Origin of the sequence: Psychrobacter sp. JB193, from assembly GCF_002285555.1 — a bacterium.
Classification (GTDB): domain Bacteria; phylum Pseudomonadota; class Gammaproteobacteria; order Pseudomonadales; family Moraxellaceae; genus Psychrobacter; species Psychrobacter alimentarius.
The window spans coordinates 689,708-714,805 of sequence record NZ_NRGY01000001.1; the positions used below are offsets into that span (position 1 = coordinate 689,708).

The window sequence follows — 25,098 nt, forward strand, 5'->3', positions numbered from 1 at the left end:
CTTGTTAAGTGTCGTAATCTGGTTCACAAGAGTCGCCTCACTCACTCTTTGAGTAGGTAGATTGAGCGGTGCAGCATTTTTTCAATCAGTACACAATGTAAAGCTATGCTCAAACCCTGACTGTTGTCACGCAAACACAGTTGACAATAATGGCGGTTTTGCTAAAGTAACTGATATTTATATAATTTATTATTAAGGATACATGTATGGCCAATCCTATTGTCAGTCGCGCAGAACTTGCGATCGGCGGTAATCCAATGACGGTCAAGGGTGTGATTCAAAAGACCAGTCTGTTACTTGGCTTATCTGCTATCACTGGTGTGGGCTTTTTCTTTTATGCCCTTATGGCAGGGCTATCGCAGGGTTTTATCACAATGGCAGCTTTTGGTAGCATGATTGCTGCATTTGTTCTCGCCCTTGTGATCACCTTTAAACCACAAAAAGCCAAGACGTTGGCAGTGCCTTATGCATTGCTAGAAGGTATATTTTTGGGCGGTATTTCCCTATTCTTTATGAGAATGTACCCAACAGTACCCGTTACTGCAATGTGCGCAACCTTTGTCACAGCAGCAGTGATGCTAGGACTATATCGTTCAGGCTTGGTTAAAGTCACCGAAAAGTTCCGTTCAATTGTGACCTCAGCCGTTATCGCCATTATGCTTGTTTACGTCGCACAGTGGGTGCTTTCTTTAGCATTTGGCTCAACTTTACCGTTTTTGTTTGAAGGTGGCGCTATTGCCATTGGCTTTAGTCTGTTTGTGATTGTCATTGCTTCTTTTACACTTTTATTAGACTTTGACAACATCGATCGTGGCGTGGCAATGGGTATTTCTGAAGACTACGAATGGTTATTCAGTATTGGTATCCTTGCAACACTGGTATGGATGTACATTGAATTCATGCGTTTGCTTAGCTACCTACAAGACTAATCTAATACTTACCACCAGTCTTTAAAACAAAAAACTATTTTCAATAAAAAACCGTCTTTTACCAAAGGCGGTTTTTTTATGAGCTGAATAAAATAATTACCAATCTAAGCACGCTTTAAACGCAGCGCATTTAGTACGACGAACAATGAGCTTAGTGACATACCAATGGCAGCAAGCCATGGTGGCACATAACCTAATGCCGCTGGTATCAATACGACGCCATTATAGATAAGCGCCCAGCGAAAGTTTTGTTTGATAATGCGTTCAGCTTTATCAGCGATACGCTTGGCAGCAGTAATGGCTTCGATTTGTCCATTTAAAATAATACTATCACTAGATACTTGTGCCAAATCTGCTGCACCTGCAATTGAGGTTGAGACATCGGCGGCGGCCAATACTGGCGCATCATTAATACCATCGCCCACCATGAGCACTACCGCACCTTTCGCTTGCAACTGCTGAATATGGTTGACTTTATCAGTGGGCGATAAGCCATTATAGGCATATTGCATGCCTAAATTTTGGGCCATGACCAGCGCTTGGTGACTTGGGTCGCCTGTCAACATGACTGCTTCAATATTCGATGCTTTGAGCGTATCAAGCATCGCTTTGGCACTATCGCGTACTTTGTCATTAAAATAGAAACAGGCGAGCGCTTGCCAAGATGCTGACTGATTTCGCTGACAAGACAGCACCACCGCTGAGCTGGCTCGATGCATCTCCAAATCAATACTAAGGTCTTGACCGCTTTTAGTGTTATTTATGCCATCCAGAGCAAAGTCTATATGACCAATGCGATAAAGTATCCCATCGATCATTGCTTCCACACCGCCCGCTGGGTAATGCTGTAAGTTTTGTGTTGCTGGCAGATGCAGTTGGTAGGCTGCGGTTAGTAAAGCGTGGGCAATAGGATGACGACTCCCTACTTCCAGCGCAGCAGCAATTGCTAGCACTTCGTCTTTTTGCGCAGACGTTGTGAGATTGCGATCCTTATCTGTACAGTTAAGCACTATTTCATTATGAGAAGCGGTTAACTCAATATTGAGCAAATTGGGTTTGCCATAAGTCAACGTACCTGTTTTGTCAAACGCTACATGGGTAATTTCGGCAAGCGTTTGCAGGGTATGGCCACGCGTGGTCAAAAATCCATAGCTTGCCAGCCGATTGGTAGCCACTGTCAGCGCAATGGGCGTCGCTAAAGAGAGCGCACAAGGACAGGTTGCCACCAAGACTGCGACCGTGGCCCAAATGGCTTGACTTGGCTCAACGATGTACCAGCCTACAAAGACCAAAACGGACAATACCAAAATTCGAGCAACAAACCAACGTGCCAGTTTGTCCGCCTGCTGTGCAAGTTTTGGTTTTTCACTCATGGCTCGGTTCATCAGTCGATCAATCAAGCCAATCTGACTGTCTTCTGGTAGCGCTGTTACCAACATCTCAAAAGGTTGGCTGTCGTTTTGCGCACCGCCAACAATATAATCTCCTTGAGTCTTTAAAATCAAATCACCCTCACCCGTTAGTAGGCTTTGTGACACGGTTGCGGTTGGGCTGAGCAGGATACCATCACTAATAATCTCAGAGCCCGCCTCAATCATAATGATGTCACCCACCTGCAAACTATGGGCAGTCATCATCTGTTTTTCTTCCAGACTGTCCGGCTGTGACATGGCTGATGATTGATGCCTTGTTTGCTGCCAATCTTGTGCAATCTGTGAGGTTATTTGATAGACATTGGCATCCATACTCTGCATAAAATTTGGCATAACGCTGGCAGTGCTTTGCAAATTGGCATCGCTTACGCCCAAGTCATCAACCGGATCACTGGTATCTGTGTTTTTCTTCTCAATACTCACTTGCGTGAGCACATTTTGCTCTAACTGCTGCAAAATTTGCCGCGCTGCTGCCTTATTTTCAGCAATCTTCTGTACCAGCACAGGTTCGACCACCACCAAATCGTTTGCCATTGTGGCCGCTTTTAGGCGTGCATTGTGCTCAATGTAACGCCCTGCTAATAAGAAGAAAACAAACATACTGACTGAGTCATAATAGGTTTCTCCTTGGCCCGTCACAGTGGCATAAAGACTTGCAAAGAAAGTAATGATTAAAGCAACGCTGACGGGCACATCCATATTGACTTGACGCGCGCGAATCGCTGACCATGCAGAGGTAAAAAAAGGAATAGCAGCATAGAAGAAAACAGGCGTACTAACGAACAAGGATACCCAACGCAAAAAGTCCCGTTGAAAAACCAACATGTCACTGTACTCGCCAAAATACAGCGCAACCGCATACATCATAGCTTGCATAGAACCTAGAGCAGCAATGCCTAGGCGCAGTATCATTTGGTTATTGTGACGTGCCAGCATGGCCTCATGAGTATCTTGCCGATAAGGCTTTGCCTCATAGCCAATTTCATTGATAACAGCTAAGATACGACTGATAGGCAGTTTGCTCTCATCCCAAATCACTCGCATACGCTGACTGGTCAAGTTTACCTGACACTGACGAATACCATCTAGCTCGTCTAGCCGCGATTCAATCAACCACGTGCAAGCAGCACAGCGTAAGTTATTGACGGACAGCTCTGCGACTGAAAGCCCATCTTGTGCATAGACAAACTGCGACTTTATTTCATCGTGATCATAAACTTCGAGGCGGTTCAATTGGGTTGGTAGACTTGCAGTGCGATTAATCTCTGAACGGTCTAGATAATACTGTTCAAGCCCCGCTTCCACAATGCTTTGTGAGGCCAGTTGACAGCCCATACAGCACATTTCACGTGACTTGCCTAATATCTCAGCATGAAAGGGTGGCTGCGGCACTGGATCACCGCAGTGAAAACAGTGACCAGCGAGCGGTAGTACCAAGCCTTCGATAATAGAGTTATCTTCATAAGGATGGCTGCTACCCGATGCCGCTTGTGATGGAGTACTAGACATAATCGCACTTACTTCCTTTATATAAGTTTTCTCAAACCCTATTTATTCTTAGTAAAATTGCTATTATTGATAGTGCTGAACACCATCCAATACTGGATCACCGCAGTGAAAACAGTGACCAGCGAGCGGTAGTACCAAGCCTTCGATAATAGAGTTATCTTCATAAGGATGGCTGCTACCCGATGCCGCTTGTGATGGAGTACTAGACATAATCGCACTTACTTCCTTTATATAAGTTTTCTCAAACCCTATTTATTCTTAGTAAAATTGCTATTATTGATAGTGCTGAACACCATCCAATATAGCGGTTTGCAATAGTATCGATGCCAGTTAGTTTACGCAGAATAAAAACTCAATGACGAATTCATAGAAAATACATCGTGATAGCAGTCGTAAATTGCTATCTTAATGCCATTCATAAATCCAATTAAACGCGGCCGACGATTTATTACCAATATGAGTATTTAGAGACAGATTATACTATAAGCCGTCGCTGCAAGTAGCATAACTGCTTGTAGTCTACTAACAATGAATGACTGCATTGACGATGATAGATTGAAAAATTTGTCATTTTACGTCATTATGAGGCAGTTTTTTTATCCAAAAATGGTGCGACATCAGTGCAAAAATCCAATCCCAAGCTATTACCTTCCTCTAAGCCTACTCATCATACGCTGCCCTCACAACAGCGCGGCTTGGTATTTAGTAGTCTTCTATTAATCATCGTCATCGCTGGTATGGTCCTATTGGCACTATATCTAGTGAAACTTGATCGCACCATTACCCATAAGTTTGAGGGTAAGCGCTGGGACATTCCTGCAAAAGTATATTCCCAGCCACTTGAGTTGTATCAAGGTGCGAATGTTGATAGAGATACGATGAAGACGTGGCTTGAGCTTTTAAATTATCAAAGCAATAAGTCCTATGATCGCACGGGTACTTATCATCGCTCAGGCAATACCTATTTTATCCATACGCGTGGCTTTACTTATAGCTCAAGTGATATCGACAAAGAGCAGGTCATTAAAATGACCATTGCTGGTAATAAAATCGAGTCGATTCAAAGCACTTTACCTGCCAAAAGTGGCATCATTCGTTTGGAACCTGTCAATATTGGCGGTATCTATCCAGATAGCAACGAAGATCGCTTGGTCGTCTCGTTAGATGAAGTACCCCAGCCATTGATCGATGCATTGATAGCCACGGAAGACCGTGCATTTTATGAGCATAAAGGGGTTTCGATACGTGGTATTGCACGTGCTGTTCTCAATAACTTTTCAGGTGGCTCTAGACAGGGTGGTTCAACCATTACGCAGCAGCTAATTAAAAATTTCTATCTGAATTCTGACCGCACCCTAAAACGTAAAGCCAACGAAGCCTTAATGGCCGTGCTACTTGAACTGCACTATAGTAAAGATGAGATTCTTCAAACTTATTTGAATGAGATTTATTTGGGCCAGAACGGCAATCGCTCGATCAATGGTTTTGGTTTGGCATCACAATTCTATTTTGACAAACCTTTGAATGAGCTGCGTTTGGATCAACAAGCCATGCTTGTCGGGATGGCAAAAGGTCCAAGTATTTATAATCCTCGTCGCAATCCAAATGATTCAAAAGCGCGCCGTGATATTGTCCTTAGTAATATGCTGGCAGTGGGTTCAATCAGCCAAGAAGACTACGATAAAGCAGTGAAGCAATCACTTGGCATCGTTGATAAGCCTGTTGAGGGCAAGAGTCAATTCCCAGACTTTCTAGATATCGTGAAACGTGAATTAAACACTGTGTACTACTCTGACGATCTCAAAAACGAAGGTCTGATTATCATTAGTACGCTAGATCCTATTGCTCAGTTAGCAGCAGACAAAGCCGTTGATAAAAAGCTTGGGGAGCTGCGCCGCAACAATAGTAAAACCAAAAATCTACAGGGTGCTTTGGTAAGTGCCAATCCTGAAACGGGCGAGCTTGTCTCTGTGGTCGGCAGTGGTAGTGAATTTACAGGCTTTAACCGCGCCGTCGATGCTAAGCGTCAAGTGGGCTCGTTGTTAAAACCTATTATCTATATGACAGCACTTGAAAGCGGTCGTTATAATCTGGCCAGCTCAATAGACGACTCGCCAATTACGGTGAATTTGAATGACGGTACCAAGTGGAATCCTAAAAACTATGACAATCGTGATCATGGTTTTGTGCCACTCACCACTGCTTTATCAAACTCCTATAATCACAGTGCCGTACGTTTAGGTATGGAGTTCGGAGTAGACACCTTTGCCAAGCAGTTACAGCGCATGGGGGTTAAAGAAAAAATACCACCTTATCCTTCTGCTTTATTAGGCTCAGTTAATCTTAGCCCAATGGATATGCTTGGCGTCTACCAAGTGTTTGCAACGGGTGGCTTTCGCACGCCGATTCATAGTATTCGTACTGTGATTGATGATCGTGGTCGCATTTTGCAACGTACTGGTTTAAACACTCAGCGTAGCATCCCACCTGAAACCAATTTCTTGACCAACTATGCGTTACAACAAGTGGTTGCAACGGGTTCTGCTAAACGTGCGCAATCGCTTGGTAGCAATCTAAACTTGGCGGGTAAAACAGGCACTACAAATGATTTCCGCGATGCTTGGTTTGCAGGCTACAGTGGCAACTATGTCAGTGTGGTTTGGGTAGGTCGTGATGACAACAAGCCAATTGGTTTGAGCGGTGGTACAGGTGCCCTGCCAGTTTGGGTTGACTATATGAAACGCTTAAAACTTACCCCTGTGGCGTTGCCTGAGCCTGAAGGTATCGAATGGTTATGGCTTGAAAACAACTCAGGCAAGTTATCAAATGAACGCTGTGCTGACGCTCGCTACTTACCGGTCATGTCTGCGCATTTGCCAGAAGAGGCCAGTAGTTGTGCAATTGGTCTTTATCAACAAGATCGTAATCGTGAACAGATGCAAGGACAGGATCAGGAAAGCGCTATCAACCAGCAACGTCGCCGTGAAGGTTTGGAGATTCCAAATGGCGAAGCGGTTGACTCTGACAATCAAGAAGGTGATGATGCAGAAAGTCGTGCTGATACTTGGTATGACCGTGCCGTTGAGTGGTTTTAGAGTTCAATGACGCTAAAACTGTTTTTAAAACTTATAAAGGGTTTCGACATGATATTATCTCTCAATCAAACTGTCTTAGCTAAGCAGGTGTTTATAATGCCACTCAAAAAGAGCAGCATTGCCAATACCTCATTGACAGTTGGTGTACTGATCGCCATGTTAAGTTTGAGTGCCTGCCAGACTGCACCAAGTATGTCTACTACAGCGCAGAGTACACCTATACAAGCTAGCTTACCATCACAGGAACAAGTGTCAGAAGCCGTTACCACAGTAAAGGTTACGCCTGTCACTCAAGCGCCTATCGTGAGAGCCGATGATGAAAGCGATTATGCGATTGAGTCTGATGGTTCTTCTGAACCATCAAATCCCTTGACGCAAGAGACACCTGTTCTTAATACACCTAGCTCCGCATCGATTCCATCTAATACCATCATCCTCACTCCTTCTCGTGATGATTATATGATCTCAGAACCAATAGTACCCTCACGCAACGAGTTACTAGAGCAAGCAAGAAAAAATTCACAGCAAAGGACTCAGAGAGCAACAAGCAACAACAGTGATCTGCCAGCATTTCGCAATTTGATGCAAACTGGCATCAATCAACTGAAATCTGGCAATCTGACCAATGCTGAAAACAGTTTCACTCGTGCACAGCGCCTAGCGCCTAAGTCTTCTGCCGTATACTTTTATCTGGCGCAAGTGGCATTGAAAAAGAACCAACCTCGCAAAGCAGAGGCGATGGCTAGACGCGGACTTACGGTTTCGCAAGATTCTAGTCGTAGGCGAGCCTTGTGGCAAATTATCTTGCAGTCTGGACAAGCTCAAGGTAATTCGCGTGTCATACGTGAAGCAAAGCAAGCCTTACGCTAATAAAGGCAGTACTTGAGCCATCAAGCACTAGACAAGAAAACCATACTATTATTTTTTAAATTTGGTACGTTCATCATTCATTTAAAACATATCTATATTCATTTTTATTCAAGCTTAAGGTTATCGTTATGGCATGGCAACAACTGCATTTACAATGTGAAAAAGCAAACGTCGATTTGGCTGAGGCACTGCTACTAGAAGCAGGGGCATTATCCATCGCTTTAGACGACGCAGGTGACCAGCCTTTATTTGAGCCATTACCTGGTGAATCACCACTATGGGATGATGTCATCTTAACCGGACTGTTCGATGCCACAACTGACACGGGTAGCCGCCAAGCCGTTGAGCAGCTGAGTCATGAGATTGCCGCGCAAGTACAAGCCACACGTATTTGGCTGAGCGCCGTTGATGACAAAGACTGGGAACGCGAATGGATGAGTAACTATCATCCTATCGAATGTGCCAATAACTTATGGATTGTGCCAAATTGGATAACGCCGCCTAACCCTGAGGCAACCAACATTATTATGGACCCAGGACTTGCTTTTGGGACTGGCTATCATGCCACTACTCGTTTGTGTCTTGATTGGCTAACAGAACAAGATTTAAATGATAAAGTTGTCATCGATTATGGTTGTGGTTCGGGTATTTTGGGCATTGCCGCTTTGTTATTAGGTGCACGTCACGTATTTGCCGTCGATATCGACCCTCAAGCCGTATTGGCCACCAATCAAAATGCAGCGCGCAACCAAGTGGGTGACCGTCTACAAGCATTTTTGCCAGAAGCCTTCACTGATTATTGCTCAGAGCATGATATCTTGCCTGTCAATGTGATCGTTGCCAATATTTTGGCCAAGCCTTTGATTGGCTTAGCGCCTTATTTTTCTACCTTAATCGCACCAAAAGGTCGTATTGTTTTGGCGGGATTGATTGAGTCTCAAACTGAACAGGTCATGGCAGCTTATCAGCCCTATTTCGCACTTGATCCGAAACATGCTTTCACTGCTCAAGAAGAACAGCACTGGCAGCGATTATCTGGTACATTTACAGGCTAGCAACATTTAATTACATCTGTTACGATAGAGGGTAGTCAAATGTTATGTGTTTGATGCCACTCTATCTTTAGCTGTAACTCATCAATTTGTTGTACGTTTGAATGCAAGTATGAGCGTGATAGGCAGTTTTCATAAGTGGCTGAGCGGTATTGATAACCATACTTTTTTGGATTCGACCCTATGACCACTGCCATAAAAACTCAATGCCCCCATTGCAAAGCTTGCTTTGACGTACAGCAGACTCAGTTAAATAAAGTAAATGCCATCGTCAACTGTGAGCAGTGTCAACAAAGTTTTTTGGTCAATCAACATCTTATTGTCACTCATACTAGCTATCGTACTAATACTCGATCAGAAACCAAATCACCCAATCAAAATATGCCGTCTAAGAATAGGCAACTGGTAAAAGAGTTTTCATCTGATGATTTGATTTATGATGATATGGATATCGATGAGGCCTCAGATACCGAGTTAGAGTATGACTCACTAGACAGTATGGATGCATGGTTGACTCAAGCAAGTCATGCATCCACTCCTGTTAATACATCTTCATATAATACCTCTAAAGCAGCAAATAAAAACAGCTACGCCTCTACGAAACCTCTATTAAATGACCATACGTCAATAGCACCCTCTGCAATTAGCTCAGTAGCAGCTAATGATATTCATGCAAGCGTAGATCAAAAAACAGACAATGCATGGCTTGAGGAGCTTCTAAAAGAACAAAACAAGCGTGAAGAGACACTGCAAGACGATACAGATTTATCACAATTATTGCTGAATATGGGTGTGCCTCTTAAGGACGAAAACAACATCCCCGAAAAACATATTAGAAAATCTCAAGCAAAATTTTCACCAACGTCTGAAAAACAGTCAATTGCCTCATTACTATGGGTACTTGGATGCTCAGTACTGGCTTTCTTACTTTTTGCCCAATATGTCATTTTTAATTTAGAAAATCTGGTCAAGAATCCAGTTTATGCTGAACGCCTACAAGCCATCTGTTCTATCGCTGCTTGTAGTTTGCCAAGCGCTGATTTAAATGCATTATCAATTGTTAACACCAATCACCGTTCAAGCCTAGTTAATGATGCCAGCACCTTTAGCGATGTAAGTGCGACGTTAAATAATCAAAGTGCAAAAGCACAGCTTTACCCAAATCTCAAGGTCAGTGTTTATAGTGCGAATAGTATGATTGGCGAATTTATCGCGACACCAGAAGAGTATTTACTGAGTAAACAAAACTATTTGGCTGCTGCTAGTGCTAGGCAGCTTTTGTTTACAATTCCCGTAGCTGATACAAAAATCCGCGAAATCACTATAAATCCTTTGTACTGATTTCGCTGTTGAGCAGCAAAATAGGCGGTCATTTACAGTATAAAACTGTTCTTACTCGATAATCCTACTGAAGATAACAGCCAATCTGTCAGCGCTAGACAAAATTAGTTTGATATAATACCCTACCCTCTCATGGTTTGATTCTCTCTAAAGGACATTATCTTATGGCAACTCATGCACAGCATAACGCCAATCATTTTGCCAAAAGCTCTGATCATCTTGCCGATTATAATGAGAACGACTATCGTCATCCAGCGCATGGTTTTTGCTCTTCTTTAGGTAGTGATACCAATCATGCACAGGAGCCTTTACGTGTACATGTAGAACGTGTGGTAAGACAGTATTTCGCCATGCTGGGTGACGAGACACCTACTGATTTGTATGAATTGATCTTAAAACAAATTGAAGAACCCCTCTTATCTGTCGTGCTCGAAAAAACTCGAGGCAATCAAACCAAATGTGCGCAAATTCTTGGTCTTAATCGCGGTACTTTACGCAAAAAACTCAAAACTTACGACTTAATGTAGCACAGGCTATATGAGCGCTTTTATATTAATTAATCTTCACTATGTATGGCAATTTGACGTTCATGATTTTATCCTCAGCGATATCGTCTACAATAATTGTCATTATCCCCTTGCCAGACGTTTACGTCAGGCTTTTTTTATGGAAGTTTTTTTATGAGTACAACCCCACTTGCACTATTATCGGTCTCTGATAAATCTAATATCGTTGAGTTTGCCGAGGGTCTTATCAAAGCAGGTTTTGGCTTACTATCTACTGGCGGCACTTATCGGTTACTCACAGAAAACAATATTGCTGTCACCGAAGTATCTGACTACACAGGCTTTCCTGAGATGATGGATGGTCGTGTTAAGACCCTGCATCCTAAAATTCATGGCGGCATCCTCGGACGTCGCGGTACAGATGATGCTGTAATGAGTGAGCATGCAATCGAACGTATTGACTTGGTTGTGGTGAATTTATATCCTTTTGCTGAAACCATTGCTCGTGCTGATGTAACCATGAACGATGCCATCGAGAATATTGATATCGGTGGTCCTACTATGGTACGTTCAGCGGCAAAAAACCATGCCCACGTTGGAATCGTCACTGATCCAGGTGACTATGAGCGTATACTTGTTGCATTGGGTGATGGTACTGAACTGACAGCTGCTTTACGTTACGATTTGGCAGTGAAAGCTTTTGAACATACTGCACAATATGACGGTATGATTGCCAACTTCTTAGGTAGCCGTGTCAATGAAGACCAAAGCGCTGAGAATTTTTCGCGTACATTTAATGTGCAACTTGAAAAAGTACAGGACCTACGCTACGGTGAAAACCCACATCAGAATGCCGCTTTTTATGTAGAAAATAACCCATTAAAAAGCCAGCAAGCCTCTATTGCGACCGCTAAGCAATTGCAAGGCAAAGCACTGTCTTATAACAATATCGCCGATACTGATGCAGCGCTTGAATGCGTAAAAGCTTTCAGTACACCTGCTTGCGTTATCGTTAAGCACGCTAATCCTTGCGGTGTCGCTGTTGATGCTGATCAGGTAACGGCTTATCGCACGGCTTTTAGCACAGACCCTGAGTCTTCTTTTGGCGGTATCATCGCTTTCAACCGTCCGTTAACGTTAGCAGCTGCTCATGCCATCATCGACAACCAGTTTGTTGAAGTGATTATCGCCCCTAGCGTTGAAGAAGGTGTACTCAAAGCAACGGCTGCTAAGAAAAACGTGCGCGTATTGGTATGCGGCGAACTACCTGCACCGGATCAGCGTGATACCCAGCTGGACTACAAGCGCGTTAATGGTGGTCTGTTAGTACAAGAGCAAGATCTTGGTTTGATTACTGCTAATGACCTGACCATCGTCACAGATGTGCAGCCAACCGAAGCGCAAATTGCCGATCTACTTTTCAGCTGGAATGTGGCCAAATATGTCAAATCTAATGCCATTGTTTATGCAAAAGGTCAGCGCACGATTGGTGTGGGTGCAGGTCAAATGAGTCGCGTCAATTCAGCCCGTATTGCAGCTATCAAAGCTGAGCACGCGGGATTAGCTACTGAAGGTGCTGTCATGGCATCAGATGCCTTCTTCCCATTCCGTGATGGTATTGATAATGCTGCCCAAGTTGGCATTTCTGCCATTATTCAGCCAGGTGGCTCTATGCGTGATGATGAGACCATTGCTGCAGCAAATGAGCATGGTATAGCGATGGTATTTACAGGTATGCGCCATTTCCGCCATTAATAAGTCGAAGCTGTAGATAATAAAAAAGCCACTGTCAAAATACAGTGGCTTTTTTATGTTCCATTTTCATAATTGGTCAGTTTCAATAATCAGTCAACCGATTAACGCCCCTGTGCGTTTTTCATGTTGGCTTCATTGATTTCAACTTTATATACCAAGCGCAGATAATCTAGATAGTCCTGTAGTTGATCTTGTCCCAAATTATCACGAATGATAGTAGCGGTTTGCGCTCTTTGCATCTCAGACAATGGTGACTGTTGTTCTGTCTTAATACGATCACCCACCAATAACGTGGCACCTGTCTCAGTTTCACTAGCGACAGCAACGACACCATTATCAGCAGCTTGCTGACTGAATGCCAATCCACGCTCTTTTTCTGTCAATCGAGTTGTCTGACGGTTGACACTGCCTAGTGATTGAAGACGTACTGGTTGTTTACCGATATCAGCTGGCGTCTTAATACCAGCAGCCAACGTTTTGGCTTGCTTCAATGCCAATGCTGTGGCTTTTTGCTGGCGTAATATTTGAGTAATTTTCGGGGTTGCCGCTGCTAAAGTAAGGGTCTTAGTAGGACGATAGTTACTTGGTTGCACCCAAACATTACCATTTCCAACTTCGATACCAGCTGTTACTGCCTGATCTTGAATAGTGAATTCATCAAAGGCCTGTTTGATAACCGCTGGCTGAGACAGTACCGATTGATTATTTTCTTTAGTATAGTCTTTAATACGTTTGAGCGTTACATTCTCTTGCTGAGCAATATCTTCAATACTAAACCCATCTGCTGCCAAGTCATTAATTGCGGTCACTTTATCGGCATACATCTCTTGGCGTTTGTATTCTTTTGCTTTAGCGGTTAACTCGTCACGCATGCTCTCTAGCGTTGGCATCTTACTGCCATTGTCTTCTGTTACAGTAAATATCTGATAGCCAAAGCTGGTCTTAACTGGTGCGGTCACGCCACCAACACTCAGCCCTTCTAAAGCTTTTTCAACTGCTTCTGCGTCATTACCGAAGACCGTTGGGTTAAATCGACCGATATCGCCACCTGTCTCTCCTGATGGATCATCAGATTCTGCTTTTGCCAATGCTGCAAAAGACTCACCTTTATTTAGACGAGCTTTTATCTTATCTGCTCGTGCTTTGGCATCATTACCTGTCAATAAGATTTGACTAATTTGACGCTCATCATTGATTGCCTGACTTTGCTTATAAGCGTCATATTGCTGCTGCAAGTCTTCTTTAGTGACATCATTAACTTGAATAGATTGAGGGGTCAGTTGCAAATAAGCCAAATCCACCATCGCTGCACTTTTTAGTGTGTTTTTATTGGCATCGTAATAAGCTTGTATGTCGCTTTTACTTACTTTGACCTGCTCTGCATAATCTTGCCATTTGAAACGATACAGCCAGATATTACGTGACTCAAGCTGCAAATCAATCAGTTGACTAACGGCTTTCATTGGATACACTGCCGTACCTACGATACTGGCATTAAGCTGATCGAGACTAAGCTGATTGCGAAATTCTGCAAATAACTGGTTTTTAGTCATACCACGCTGACGCAAAAAGTTTGCAAATTGATCGTTAGAGAAATTACCCTCTGCATCCTTGAATATTTCTTCTTCACGCAATAAACGATTAATGGTGTCGTCAGAGACTGTCATGCCAAGCTTGCCAGCTTGCTGCTCTAACAACGTACGATCAACAAGACCTTTTAGTACCTGCTCATGCAATACATCTTCATTCAATAGACTGGCATCATCAACTTGCTCTAATATCTCAGTGCGACGGTTATTTACGGCAGTCTGATACTCTGACAATCCTACGCTAGCATCACCCACCTGAGCGATCTGGTTGGGATCAACCCCGCCGCCAAAATAGCTTTCGACACCCAGTAGAGCGAGCGGCGATAGGCATAAAATCAATAAAATGCGACCTGGCCAGCTCTTTAAAAAATCGCGCAATTTATCCATAATTATCTCTGCTTTATTAACCTATATTGATGAAAAACCATTGTAATATTATTATTAATATCAATGCTATCTAAGCAGGCAATGGTAAGAATAAGAACATATGCATTTACTGAAAAATAATAAGGCCGTACAAAGCAGCCTTGTTTAAACAACGCATCTATCGCGCGCCCTATGATACGTGATTTTTGATATATACTCAAAATATTCACGTTGTCTGATACAAACTATCCCAATAAAAAAAGCACCCAGTTATTAGGTGCTTTTTTTCGTTCAAATCTTTACTTAGAGTAAAACCCAAGTCATGAACGATGATATATCTGTATCACGGTCAGCAAGCGCTGTCTTTATTTATCTGCTTTCATCATACAGCGCATGCAGCTTATCGCTTAAAAGAACGGCTTAGTTTAAGCGCTCTTTTAGGTTTTTACCAGCTTTAAAGCTTGGTACCTTACTTGCTGGAATGCTAAGCTCTTCACCAGTCTTAGGGTTACGACCAGTGCGTGCTTTACGGTCCTTTACGCTAAAAGTACCAAAGCCAACTAGTGAAATGCTATCGCCAGCTTCTAATGCTTCGCCAACACTTTCCATAACAGCGTTTAAGGCATCACCAGCTTGAGTTTTGTTTAGACCACTTTTGTCTGCGATGCTATCAATTAATTCTGACTTATTCATAAAATTTCCTTCAAGTTTAAGGGGGATAATAAACGCTCACGCCAAGCATTGTAACGTTCTCATAGCATTTAAGCAATAAGAACTGCCTGACTGGCATATTAACAGGTGTCGCTTTGTTATCGTCTTTATATCAAGGCAGCATAAGGAGCGCAAGTGATTTTACATATTTTTGTTCTCTGAACTACGTATTTGACACTCAATGTTACGCAAAGCCTTTGCAACTCTCCACATAGATGTTTATTTTAGCTAAAATATCGATAGTTCTGTTAGCAAAACGATATGTGTTACCTTCTACTACATTGATAATTATGAGTACCAGCTTTTTTATTGACTGCCAAGTAATCAGGTAATAATTTATTAACCAGCAGAAACTAACGTTACTTTTTATTATAAAGACGTTACTATAAGAAAATAACATTGCATCTATTGAGGCAGAATTTAAACCTTGTTTATCTTCTGCCTCAGATTTGTCAAATAAAAAACGGATTATTTACATGAAGCGTTCTACGTTGTCCCACTCTCTTCTTAATATTATTTTGGTATTCATCGAGTCGGCGCTAACACTATTGTTACGTTTGGATCCCGAACTGCGTAAAGCCGCTTATCCGCTAGCCAAACAAGGTACTGTTGTAGCACTACGTTTGTATTTACCTCATGTCGAGGTTTTTGCTACTTTTAGCACTAAGGGTGTATTGCTAGATGCTGAACTACCAATTGGTCGTAGTGAGCCTGATGTCATCATTAATGCTTATAGTGTTCAAATTATCAACGCTATCAGCACTCACGATAGCGAGGCAACTGAGAAGCTACAAATGCGCGGTGAGTCTGTCCAAGTACAACTGGTCAAGCAATTTATTATGCAGCTTGGTGTTGGTAATTTGATTCGAGGCGTGATTCAGAAGTTTAAGGGTGGAAAGGATAAAAGCCATCCTACTGACGCTGAAATGGCGGATAAAAAAGAGAGCTATCAGCTCCGTATTAAAGAGCAGCAAACCCAAATCAATACCTTAACCATTAAAAATCGCGAACTTGAAACGACGCTAAAAGAGTTACAAAGTAAGCAAAAAACCCTGATGATCGTAACGGTCATTGCCATCGTTGTTATGATTGGCTCTATCATAGCGCTATTGATGAATTAGTTTTGATTAAGTATTAACAGACAGCGCGGTGCCGTCTATATAAGCGTTTGATGCCTGCTATCTGATGGGCATTAAACGCTTTTTTGTTTTTATGTACTTGTTAATGTTGTGCATAGATTTTTATTTTTAAAACAAAAGCTTGACGTCCTCCCTTCATCTATGTGGTTCCCTCTCTTTTTAATGTCATTGTTTTTATCAATCATCATGATGAGCTAGATTAACCATTCAACCATACTTTAATCTTGACTAAATTACTCAGGATTAAGTATAATGGGTTCAATCGTTGCACACATCGGGTCGATCATCTGTTGTTTAATAACGATAAGACAAATCTTAGCCAGTATCACATTTTACAAGTAGTGCTCATATTATGGGCTACTGTCATGCTCATCTCGCTAAGACCGTTGTTAAATAAAAATGACATAAAAGTTTGGAGATAACATATGCGTTTGACTACTCGAGGCAGGTACGCCGTTACTGCATTACTAGATTTGGCATTACAAACCAGTCAGCAGGATACTGCAGTTTCTTTATCAGACATTGCCAAAAGACAATCGATTTCTATCTCTTATCTTGAACAGCTATTTTCAAAGCTTCGCAAACGTGGTCTTGTTACTAGTATTCGCGGTGCCGCTGGTGGTTATCTTTTAGCCAAACCATTACATGAAATAGATGTGATGACCATCATATCGGCGGTTGACGAATCAGTGAATGCGATGCAATGTGAAGGACGCGGCGACTGTCAAGATGGTACAATGTGTTTAACTCACGACTTATGGTCTGCGTTATCCAACCATATCGAACAGTACTTGAAAAATATAACTTTAGCGCAATTATTAGACATGGAAAACGTGCAATCGGTTTCAGAGCGTCAGCACATATCTACTAAAGGTATTTCCATAAAAGACATCAACACTATTACTTTATCGAACAGCGAGGCAAACCCAGCATGAGCCAACATAACAACCTTATATACTTAGATTATGCCGCCACCACACCAGTTGCTAAATCAGTAGCTGCTAAGATGAGCGAGTATCTGACTGTAGATGGCATCTTTGGTAACCCAGCCTCGCGTTCGCACGGTTATGGCTGGCAAGCAGAAGAAGCGGTAGAAACCGCTCGTCAGCAAGTTGCTGAAGTCATTAACGCTGACCCACGCGAAATTGTTTTCACTTCTGGTGCAACTGAATCTGATAATTTAGCTATTAAAGGTGCGGCCCATTTTTATCAGTCTCGTGGTAAGCACATTATTACCAGTAAAATTGAACATAAAGCCGTACTTGATACCTGCCGTGAGCTTGAGCAAGAAGGCTTTGAGATTACTTATCTTGAGCCGCAACCAAGCACTGGTCTTATTTTGCCTGAGCAAGTTAAAGAAGCGCTACGTGATGATACGATTTTAGTATCACTAATGATGGTAAATAATGAGCTTGGTACAGTGACTGATGTTGCTGCTATTGGTGAGTTGACTCGTGAAGCTGGCGTTGTGTTCCATGTTGATGGCGCCCAGTCTGTTGGTAAAGTACGCATTAATCTTGAAGAGGTGAAAATTGACTTGATGAGTTTCTCAGGTCACAAAGCATACGGTCCTAAAGGTATCGGTGCATTATTTGTTCGTCGTAAACCTCGTATTCGTCTAAAAGCAGAACAGCACGGCGGTGGTCATGAGCGTGGTATGCGTTCAGGTACATTGCCAACACATCAAATCGTTGGTTTGGGTGCAGCATTTGCTCTAGCTAATGAGCGTTATGAAGAAGACCATGCTCATGCAGCGAAATTGCGTCAAAAATTATGGAACGGTCTACAAGATATTGAAGAGATTTATCTCAATGGTGATCTTGAGCACAGCGTACCTAACATTGTGAATATCAGCTTTAACTTTGTTGAAGGTGAATCACTCATGATGTCTTTAAAAGATCTAGCTGTCTCATCAGGTTCAGCCTGTACGTCAGCGACACTTGAGCCATCATATGTATTACGCGCTATTGGTCGCCCAGACGAATTGGCTCATAGCTCAATCCGTTTTAGCTTTGGACGTTATACCACCGAAGAAGACATCGATACGGTTATTAAACAAATGCATGAGGCAGTTGATAAATTGCGTGCCCTATCACCACTTTGGGACATGTATCAAGAAGGTGTTGATTTAAACTCAGTCGAATGGTCTGAGCATTAAAAATTTGTACCAAAATACTAATATGGTTATAAAATATAACCATTAAATAATTAATCAGACAATTATAAATTCAGTTTCTACAAATACTGTTTCTATAAATGACCAGTTTGACCCCAATTATCGATGAGTTAGTAGCGTTTTAAACACTTAAGCTACTGCTCATCATCTAACTAGGAGAAAACCCCATGGCCTATAGTGACCAAGTTATTGATCATTACGAAAACCCACGCAACGTTGGCAATCTTGATAAAAATGCCAAAAACGTTGGTACTGGTATGGTTGGTGCCCCAGCTTGTGGCGATGTAATGCGCCTACAAATTCAAGTTGATGACAATGGCATCATCGAAGACGCACGCTTTAAAACGTATGGCTGTGGTTCAGCGATTGCATCAAGCTCGCTTGTTACTGAGTGGCTTAAAGGCAAAAGCTTGGATCAAGCTAGCGAAATCAAAAACAACGATATCGCACAAGAACTGGCATTACCACCAGTAAAAGTGCATTGCTCTGTTCTTGCTGAAGATGCCATTAAAGCCGCTATTAGCGACTATAAAGGTAAGCACAACGCAGTAGAAGAAGCAGCCAGCTAACTTGTTCGTGCATAAGTTGTTATTTTATTAGCAATGCTTTAGTAGCAGTACGTTGAACAGCAACTAACGCTAAAGAGGTGACAATAACGCTTACGCAATTGTCACCTTTTATTTTCTAAACGTTGTTGGCACATTACTTTGGCGAACTCGTCATTTTGGTTGCCAGTTTGTATAATGTTTTATAGATATTTCTTATTGATAGTCAATGGGAGTTGGCATGATTGAAATGACAGAACGCGCCGCTCAGCATGTTCGAGATTTTTTGGACAATCGCGGTAAAGGTGAAGGCATTAGAGTCGGCATACGTACAGCAGGTTGCTCGGGTTTGGCTTATGTTTTAGAGTTTGTTGATACACCTGACGAAAATGACACGCGCTATGAAAGCCGTGGCGTCAGTATTTTTATTGATCCTAAAAGCTTGGTTTATTTGGATGGCTTGTTAATGGACTATGAAAAAGAAGGTTTGAACGAAGGCTTTAAATTTACCAATCCCAATCAAAAAGGTGAATGTGGTTGCGGTGAGTCATTTACCGTCTAAGTTTTTGTAATTCAATTGCTGATAAAAACGTTAAAAACAAATAAAAAAAGTAAGGCGTATGACATGACCGATATGACTCCAGAAGCTCAGTTTGATAACTTCTTTGCTCTATTTGAGCAACCAGTACAATTTGAGATCCATCAAGAACGTCTCGATCAACATCTACGTCTGCTTCAAAAGCAGTATCATCCTGACAATGTTGCAAAAAATCTAGCTGATACCGCACAAGCTCAGCAGCATTCTGAGAAAGCATCCGCACTGATCAATCAAGCGTATCAGACATTAAGCGCACCTGATAGCCGTGCTAGCTACCTTTTAGAAATAGCAGGTCAAGCGCAGAATGTAGAGCACTCAATTGCAGATTTGGAGTTTTTAGAAGATGCGATGCAAATGCGCATGGATTTGGATGATGCTATCACCGATAAAGACCGTCTGGTATTACAGCAACTGCATCCGCAGATCGTAGAACGCTTGACCAAACAATCTGACCGCTTCAGCAATGCGTATAAAAGTAAAGATTGGCAAACAGCCATCGATGCCACGCAAAAACTAAAGTTTTTAGTGAAGTTGAATGCTGATGTTACCACAGGTCTTGATGAAGTCGCGACCGCTCATCAATCAGATGATGACGATCTATATGTCTAACGTTTTGATAGTCCTGATATCCGATTGTTAAATTTGTACGAACTATTTGGTTTATTGATTCTTGTGCAGCCTATTGGCTTTTGCACAGAAATACTTTGAACTTATGGTGCTTATTTGGACATTATGGTTAAAGTAATATCCGCTATATCGTATAATCTATTTTTTTATTTTCAGCACGCCTGATTGCTTCGCTTCGCTGCATTGAGAGCAAAATAGACGCCTTTAATGTATCACCGTGCGTGTGTTGTATTTGCTTCATTTCACTTATTTATTTTATCTCTGAGTTATCTTATGTCTTTATTGCAAATTGCCGAACCCAATCAAAGCGCTCAACCTCATCAGCATCGTTTTGGCCTAGGAATTGACCTTGGTACCACACGCTCATTGGTCGCTGTAGTACGGTCAGGCAAGGCGCAAGTCTTAGAAGCTGACTCAAGCAATGACACTTTATTGCCGTCCATTGTCTATTATCCAAGCTCAGGTAATCCTTTGGTTGGTAACGACGCCCTCTCTCACTTGGCAGATGATCCAAAAAATACCATTGTCTCAGCCAAGCGCTTTATGGGCCGTAGTCAATCGGATATCAAATTTTCTCATCCTTATGAGCTAAGCGGTAATAAAGATGATATGCCGACATTTGTGACTGCTCAAGGTGAGGTATCGCCAGTTGAAGTCTCAGCACGAATTTTAGCAACGCTCAAGCAGCGAGCAGTGAGTGCGTTACCTGCTGACAGTATTGAAGGCGCCGTGATTACGGTTCCTGCTTATTTTGATGAAGCACAGCGCCAAGCAACAAAAGATGCCGCCCAAGCCGCTGGTATAAATGTCTTGCGTTTATTAAACGAACCAACTGCTGCGGCAGTAGCCTATGGTTTGGATCAACCAACTCAGGCCGATGCTAAAGAAAGCTATTATTTGATTTATGATCTTGGTGGCGGCACCTTTGACGTCTCTATTTTAAAGCTGACAGATGGGGTCTTTGAAGTATTGGCAACGGGTGGCAATAGTGCACTTGGTGGTGACGACATTGATCGCTTGCTGACCAATTGGCTCATCAAACAGTTGGATATCGACCCAAAAGATGTAAGTCGTCATGATAAATCAATCCTCGCCCAGCAAGCCAAAACTTATAAGCAAGCATTGACCGATGCTGAACAAGTGAATATTGATATCACTGTGAACAATCAGTTTTATCAAGGTGTATTAAGCCGTGAAGACTTACTTGTTATTATAGAACCCGTAAGCCGCCGCACGTTGAGCGTCTGTGAGCAAGTGCTGCGTGATGCTAAATTATCGAGTGCAGATTTGGATGAAGTCATCTTAGTCGGTGGTTCTACCCGTATGCCTGCAATACAGAAAGTAGTTACTAACTTTTTTGAAAAACAACCTCTTTGTCGTCTGAATCCAGATGAAGTCGTTGCCTTAGGCGCGGCGCAAACGGCCCATCAACTTGTCAATGGCGATGCTAATAATAATCTATTATTGTTGGATGTAACACCCTTGTCGCTTGGTCTTGAGACTATGGGTGGTCTGGTGGAAGTGCTTATTCCTCGTAATACGCCAATTCCCGTTAAAAAACGTCAAATATTTACCACTTATCAAGACGGTCAGACAGGTATGGTGATTCATGTCGTACAAGGTGAGCGCGAAACCGTAGAAAACTGCCGTTCGCTAGGTCGTTTTGAGTTGTATGGCATTCCATCAATGAAAGCAGGATTTGCTCGAATTGAGGTCACGTTTAGTGTTGACGCTAATGGACAGTTAACTGTGAGTGCACAAGAAACCACCACTAAAACCGAAAGTAAGATTGAGATTGTGCCTTCTTACGGTTTATCAGATGAACAAAAAGAGCAGTTACTTGTTTCAGGCTTTAAGTACGCAGAAGAAGATAAAAACACACGCTCTTTGATTGAAACCAAAGTGGAAGCTGAGCGAGAAGTATTGGCTCTACAGTCGGCTTTGAAGGAGTTTGCCCCATTATTGACCTCTGAGGAGCAGCATGCTTTAGCTGAGCAGATACAAGCATTACAGACAGCGCTTAGCACTGATGACTTGTCTGTAATCGAAACCAAGCAAGCTCAGCTCAAACCGCACAGTGATGCTTTTGCTGCCCGTATCATGAATCAGAGCGTCAAAGCCAGTATGGCTGGAACCAGTGCACAAGATTGGTAGTAGATACCTCTAGCATTGTGACTTAGAAGCTGTCTTAAGTTTACCTCCTATATTTTTTAAATTGATTAGCATTGGAAAGACAATTTATGCCAAAAATTACTGTACTACCCCATCATGAGATTTGCCCTGAAGGCACTGAAGTCGAACTAGAAGCTGGCAAAAACCTATGTAAAGCACTTTTAGAAAAAGGTATTAAAATTGAGCATGCTTGTGAGATGTCGAAAGCTTGTACTACTTGTCATGTGGTCGTTCGTAAAGGTTTTAATAGTTTAGATGAGATGGACGATGTCGAAGCTGACTTACTAGACCGTGCTTGGGGACTAGAGCCTGATTCGCGTTTATCTTGTCAAGTGATGCTTGAAGAAACCGATCTGACTATTGAGATTCCAAAATATACGCTCAATCATGCAAAAGAGAATCATTGATTAACTATAGTGAATTAGATTTATAGATAATAAAAAAGCCAGCTATCTTTATCATAGCTGGCTTTTTTATATTTAAGGGTATAAGGATTTACTCTTCAGATTTTTATTTACGAGAGGTGGTATTACGATTATCTTCCACCTCAATATTTGTGACTACTTTTTCTTTTTCCTGCTCGATACGTTCAAGTGCAAAATTCAAACGAGTCATGATGTCTTGATAATCATAATCTTTTATATCTTTAAAATTCAGATGCAAATTAAAACCGGGTAAGGTGTGATCCACCCATTTTGATTGGTGAGTCACATTAGAATCAGGGTCCAATACTTGCCATGCATTTACTTTATTGTCAAAACCCTTTAGTTGAAACGCTCCAGCATGCTCGCACTCGTAATTATGACAAATATAATCATATGTGCTCTCACTAACCAGTATCATGCCTTTGCCAGCGCTAGACTCAAGTCTAGCTGCCAGATTGGCCTCTTTACCAATCAAAGTATAGCTCAATCGATTATTACTACCAAAGTTACCCACGTGGCAATATCCTGTCGTGATACCGATACGAATGTATAATCCTTCAAAACCCATCAGTCGCCACTTTTGCCTTAAAGTACGCATTTCACGGCGCATGTCTATCGCCATGGCCACACAGTCCAAAGCATCTTGTCGCGGACCACGGCTGTTTGGCTCACCAAAGAAACACACCATACCATCGCCAATGAACTTATCGAGTACTGCCCCATGTTTATTGGCAATTAAGGTCATACGCTCCATGTAAGTATTCAAAATATCAGCCAAATTATCAGCACTTAGGCTATCAGACAGCTCAGTGAAACCTACGATGTCTGAGAACATAATGGTCAGCTTTGCTCGTTTGTTGGATACGCTAACAGGACTGTCTGCTCTGACAATTGGCTCCCAAATTTGCGGCGGTACAAACCGGGTCAGCTTATTTATGACAGACACCATGGTATTGAGTCGTCCTGCTGCTTGGTCAGCACGTACCTTATAACCTGTATACTCCTGATAGATGCGTCGAAATTGACATAGGATAACCATCATAGTAGCTAATAGCACAACAGATGGCACCCAACCCTCAATACAGGCCGTTTCGACACCCTCTAAAATCGTACTGACATAATAAAAAATAACGGTCGTGACCAAAGCTACCGTAATTAGCTTTAGATGATCTTTAGGCTCGATGATCATGCGTACGCCAATTAAAGCTGCCAAACTCAGTGACATAACTGAACAAAACTGTAGAGATCCAATGACTGCGGACAATAAAATAATGACAATATTGGACGTCCAAAAACTTGTCTGACGTCGATAGTTATAAATAAGAATCATCAGACCAGGTAAGGCGGTAGTAACCAACAATGCCATTGAAGTGGGGCGAAACTCAAAATAAAAAGCAATCAACGCTACAGTAAGAATCAATACAAAAACTTCTGGGTAATCAAATCGGCAAATCTCTTTGTCCTTCGACGGAGACTTTAATTTTAGTATGTCTAAGAAAGCCATAAAAATGATCACTTTATCTAACAGGCAACGAGAAAATTAAGTGTTATAAAAATATCTACATACTGTTAATTTTCATAATAGCTTATTTATGAGTTTACCCAACAATATATTATACTTTCTAACTGTAATAAAGCCTATGCCACCGATAACTAAAGAAACTCCCTTCGTCCGTTAATGACTTACTTATTCTATCGTTTTATTGATCGATATATTTTAGATATAACATCATAAAGAAAGCCAGATAATACAATTATCTGGCTTTCTTTTATGATCAATAATGGTCAGCCAATTATTGGCAGTATTACCCTACATCTGCCAATCAAACGGCATTTGATGATGTCCACGTAGTGCCATCATTAAGGTCTGCTGCATCTGCGCCAATACATCTTTGGTATAAGGAACAGCGGCCACGCCCCATACTGGATTCGGCCACTGCATGTCGTTTTGATACCGAACAATATGATGAAAATGCAGCTGAGGTACTTGATTGCCAAGTGCTGCTACATTCATTTTATCTGCTTGAAAAGTCTTAGCCAGCTGGCTTGATAGCCAACTTGATTCACGCAAAAACTGCGCTTGGTCTGACTCAGACAATTCGTACAACTCTTTAATGCCCGATACACGCGGCACTAAGATCAACCACGGAAACTGGCAGTCATTGATTAAACGACAAGTCGATAGTGGAAAATCACCCACTAAAAAGCTGTCAGCAGCAAGTTTATGATGAAGTTGGAACATAATGACGGTTCTCTTGTT

Annotated in this window: 21 protein-coding genes; 15 read left to right on the plus strand and 6 right to left on the minus strand. The window is 42.1% G+C overall.

Annotated elements, in window-relative coordinates; genetic code table 11:
* Positions 1–206 precede the first annotated feature (206 nt).
* Positions 207–929, plus strand: a complete 723-nt coding sequence (locus tag CIK80_RS03015; protein ID WP_062844171.1) for a Bax inhibitor-1/YccA family protein — start codon at positions 207–209, stop codon at positions 927–929.
* Between the two features lie 104 nt (positions 930–1,033).
* Here the strand turns inward: CIK80_RS03015 and CIK80_RS03020 are convergent, their stop codons facing one another.
* Both CIK80_RS03020 and CIK80_RS15310 read right to left on the minus strand, forming a co-directional pair.
* Positions 1,034–3,871 (minus strand): heavy metal translocating P-type ATPase, encoded by a 2,838-nt coding sequence (locus tag CIK80_RS03020; RefSeq protein WP_095568823.1) that lies wholly within the window; start codon positions 3,869–3,871, stop codon positions 1,034–1,036.
* A 63-nt stretch (positions 3,872–3,934) separates the two neighbouring features.
* The gene (locus CIK80_RS15310) at positions 3,935–4,081 is read right to left on the minus strand and encodes a hypothetical protein (RefSeq protein WP_179288314.1); all 147 of its coding nucleotides are present in this window, start codon (positions 4,079–4,081) and stop codon (positions 3,935–3,937) included.
* A 410-nt stretch (positions 4,082–4,491) separates the two neighbouring features.
* Between CIK80_RS15310 and mrcB the strand changes: the two genes are divergently transcribed.
* From mrcB to purH, 6 genes are all read left to right on the plus strand, one after another.
* Positions 4,492–6,966 carry a penicillin-binding protein 1B gene (gene mrcB / locus CIK80_RS03025; RefSeq protein WP_095568824.1) on the plus strand — a complete coding sequence of 825 codons (2,475 nt, stop codon included), beginning with the start codon at positions 4,492–4,494 and terminating at the stop codon, positions 6,964–6,966.
* Positions 6,967–7,014: 48 nt separating this feature from the next.
* Positions 7,015–7,836, plus strand: a complete 822-nt coding sequence (locus CIK80_RS03030) for a tetratricopeptide repeat protein (RefSeq protein WP_095568825.1) — start codon at positions 7,015–7,017, stop codon at positions 7,834–7,836.
* Positions 7,837–7,964: 128 nt separating this feature from the next.
* Entirely contained in the window at positions 7,965–8,891 is a 927-nt protein-coding gene (prmA, locus tag CIK80_RS03035; RefSeq protein WP_095568826.1) for a 50S ribosomal protein L11 methyltransferase, read from the plus strand.
* A 180-nt stretch (positions 8,892–9,071) separates the two neighbouring features.
* Positions 9,072–10,229, plus strand: a complete 1,158-nt coding sequence (locus CIK80_RS03040) for a zinc-ribbon and DUF3426 domain-containing protein (RefSeq protein WP_095568827.1) — start codon at positions 9,072–9,074, stop codon at positions 10,227–10,229.
* Between the two features lie 164 nt (positions 10,230–10,393).
* Positions 10,394–10,756 carry a DNA-binding transcriptional regulator Fis gene (gene fis, locus CIK80_RS03045; protein ID WP_062844165.1) on the plus strand — a complete coding sequence of 121 codons (363 nt, stop codon included), beginning with the start codon at positions 10,394–10,396 and terminating at the stop codon, positions 10,754–10,756.
* 153 nt (positions 10,757–10,909) lie between these two features.
* A complete protein-coding gene (gene purH, locus CIK80_RS03050) occupies positions 10,910–12,490 on the plus strand; it encodes a bifunctional phosphoribosylaminoimidazolecarboxamide formyltransferase/IMP cyclohydrolase (RefSeq protein ID WP_062844164.1) in 1,581 nt (526 codons plus the stop codon).
* Between the two features lie 101 nt (positions 12,491–12,591).
* Here the strand turns inward: purH and CIK80_RS03055 are convergent, their stop codons facing one another.
* Positions 12,592–14,466 (minus strand): SurA N-terminal domain-containing protein, encoded by a 1,875-nt coding sequence (locus tag CIK80_RS03055; RefSeq protein WP_095568828.1) that lies wholly within the window; start codon positions 14,464–14,466, stop codon positions 12,592–12,594.
* 399 nt (positions 14,467–14,865) lie between these two features.
* Entirely contained in the window at positions 14,866–15,138 is a 273-nt protein-coding gene (locus CIK80_RS03060; RefSeq protein WP_045445077.1) for an HU family DNA-binding protein, read from the minus strand.
* A gap of 494 nt (positions 15,139–15,632) precedes the next feature.
* On the opposite strand from CIK80_RS03060, the gene CIK80_RS03065 reads away from it, so the two are divergent.
* The 8 genes from CIK80_RS03065 (at position 15,633) to fdx (ending at position 22,820) form a co-directional block, all read left to right on the plus strand.
* On the plus strand, positions 15,633–16,277 hold the full coding sequence (locus tag CIK80_RS03065) for a hypothetical protein (RefSeq protein ID WP_062844162.1): 645 nt from the start codon (positions 15,633–15,635) through the stop codon (positions 16,275–16,277).
* Positions 16,278–16,720: 443 nt separating this feature from the next.
* Entirely contained in the window at positions 16,721–17,230 is a 510-nt protein-coding gene (locus tag CIK80_RS03070; protein WP_095568829.1) for an Rrf2 family transcriptional regulator, read from the plus strand.
* The gene (locus CIK80_RS03075) at positions 17,227–18,453 is read left to right on the plus strand and encodes an IscS subfamily cysteine desulfurase (RefSeq protein ID WP_095568830.1); all 1,227 of its coding nucleotides are present in this window, start codon (positions 17,227–17,229) and stop codon (positions 18,451–18,453) included. The genes CIK80_RS03070 and CIK80_RS03075 overlap by 4 nt, the downstream gene beginning before the upstream one ends.
* A 185-nt stretch (positions 18,454–18,638) precedes the next feature.
* A complete protein-coding gene (iscU, locus tag CIK80_RS03080; RefSeq protein WP_095568831.1) occupies positions 18,639–19,040 on the plus strand; it encodes a Fe-S cluster assembly scaffold IscU in 402 nt (133 codons plus the stop codon).
* Positions 19,041–19,257: 217 nt separating this feature from the next.
* On the plus strand, positions 19,258–19,578 hold the full coding sequence (iscA, locus tag CIK80_RS03085; protein WP_021814983.1) for an iron-sulfur cluster assembly protein IscA: 321 nt from the start codon (positions 19,258–19,260) through the stop codon (positions 19,576–19,578).
* A 63-nt stretch (positions 19,579–19,641) separates the two neighbouring features.
* Positions 19,642–20,223: a Fe-S protein assembly co-chaperone HscB gene (gene hscB, locus CIK80_RS03090; protein WP_095568832.1), complete on the plus strand. Its 582-nt coding sequence runs from the start codon at positions 19,642–19,644 to the stop codon at positions 20,221–20,223.
* Positions 20,224–20,514: 291 nt separating this feature from the next.
* A complete protein-coding gene (gene hscA / locus CIK80_RS03095; protein ID WP_095569507.1) occupies positions 20,515–22,395 on the plus strand; it encodes a Fe-S protein assembly chaperone HscA in 1,881 nt (626 codons plus the stop codon).
* An 86-nt stretch (positions 22,396–22,481) separates the two neighbouring features.
* A complete protein-coding gene (gene fdx, locus CIK80_RS03100; protein ID WP_062844157.1) occupies positions 22,482–22,820 on the plus strand; it encodes an ISC system 2Fe-2S type ferredoxin in 339 nt (112 codons plus the stop codon).
* Between the two features lie 103 nt (positions 22,821–22,923).
* On the opposite strand, the gene CIK80_RS03105 is transcribed toward fdx, so the two are convergent.
* Together CIK80_RS03105 and CIK80_RS03110 are read right to left on the minus strand one after the other, a co-directional pair.
* Positions 22,924–24,342 (minus strand): adenylate/guanylate cyclase domain-containing protein, encoded by a 1,419-nt coding sequence (locus CIK80_RS03105; RefSeq protein ID WP_095568833.1) that lies wholly within the window; start codon positions 24,340–24,342, stop codon positions 22,924–22,926.
* Between the two features lie 306 nt (positions 24,343–24,648).
* The gene (locus tag CIK80_RS03110; RefSeq protein WP_062844155.1) at positions 24,649–25,080 is read right to left on the minus strand and encodes an HIT family protein; all 432 of its coding nucleotides are present in this window, start codon (positions 25,078–25,080) and stop codon (positions 24,649–24,651) included.
* Positions 25,081–25,098 lie beyond the last annotated feature (18 nt).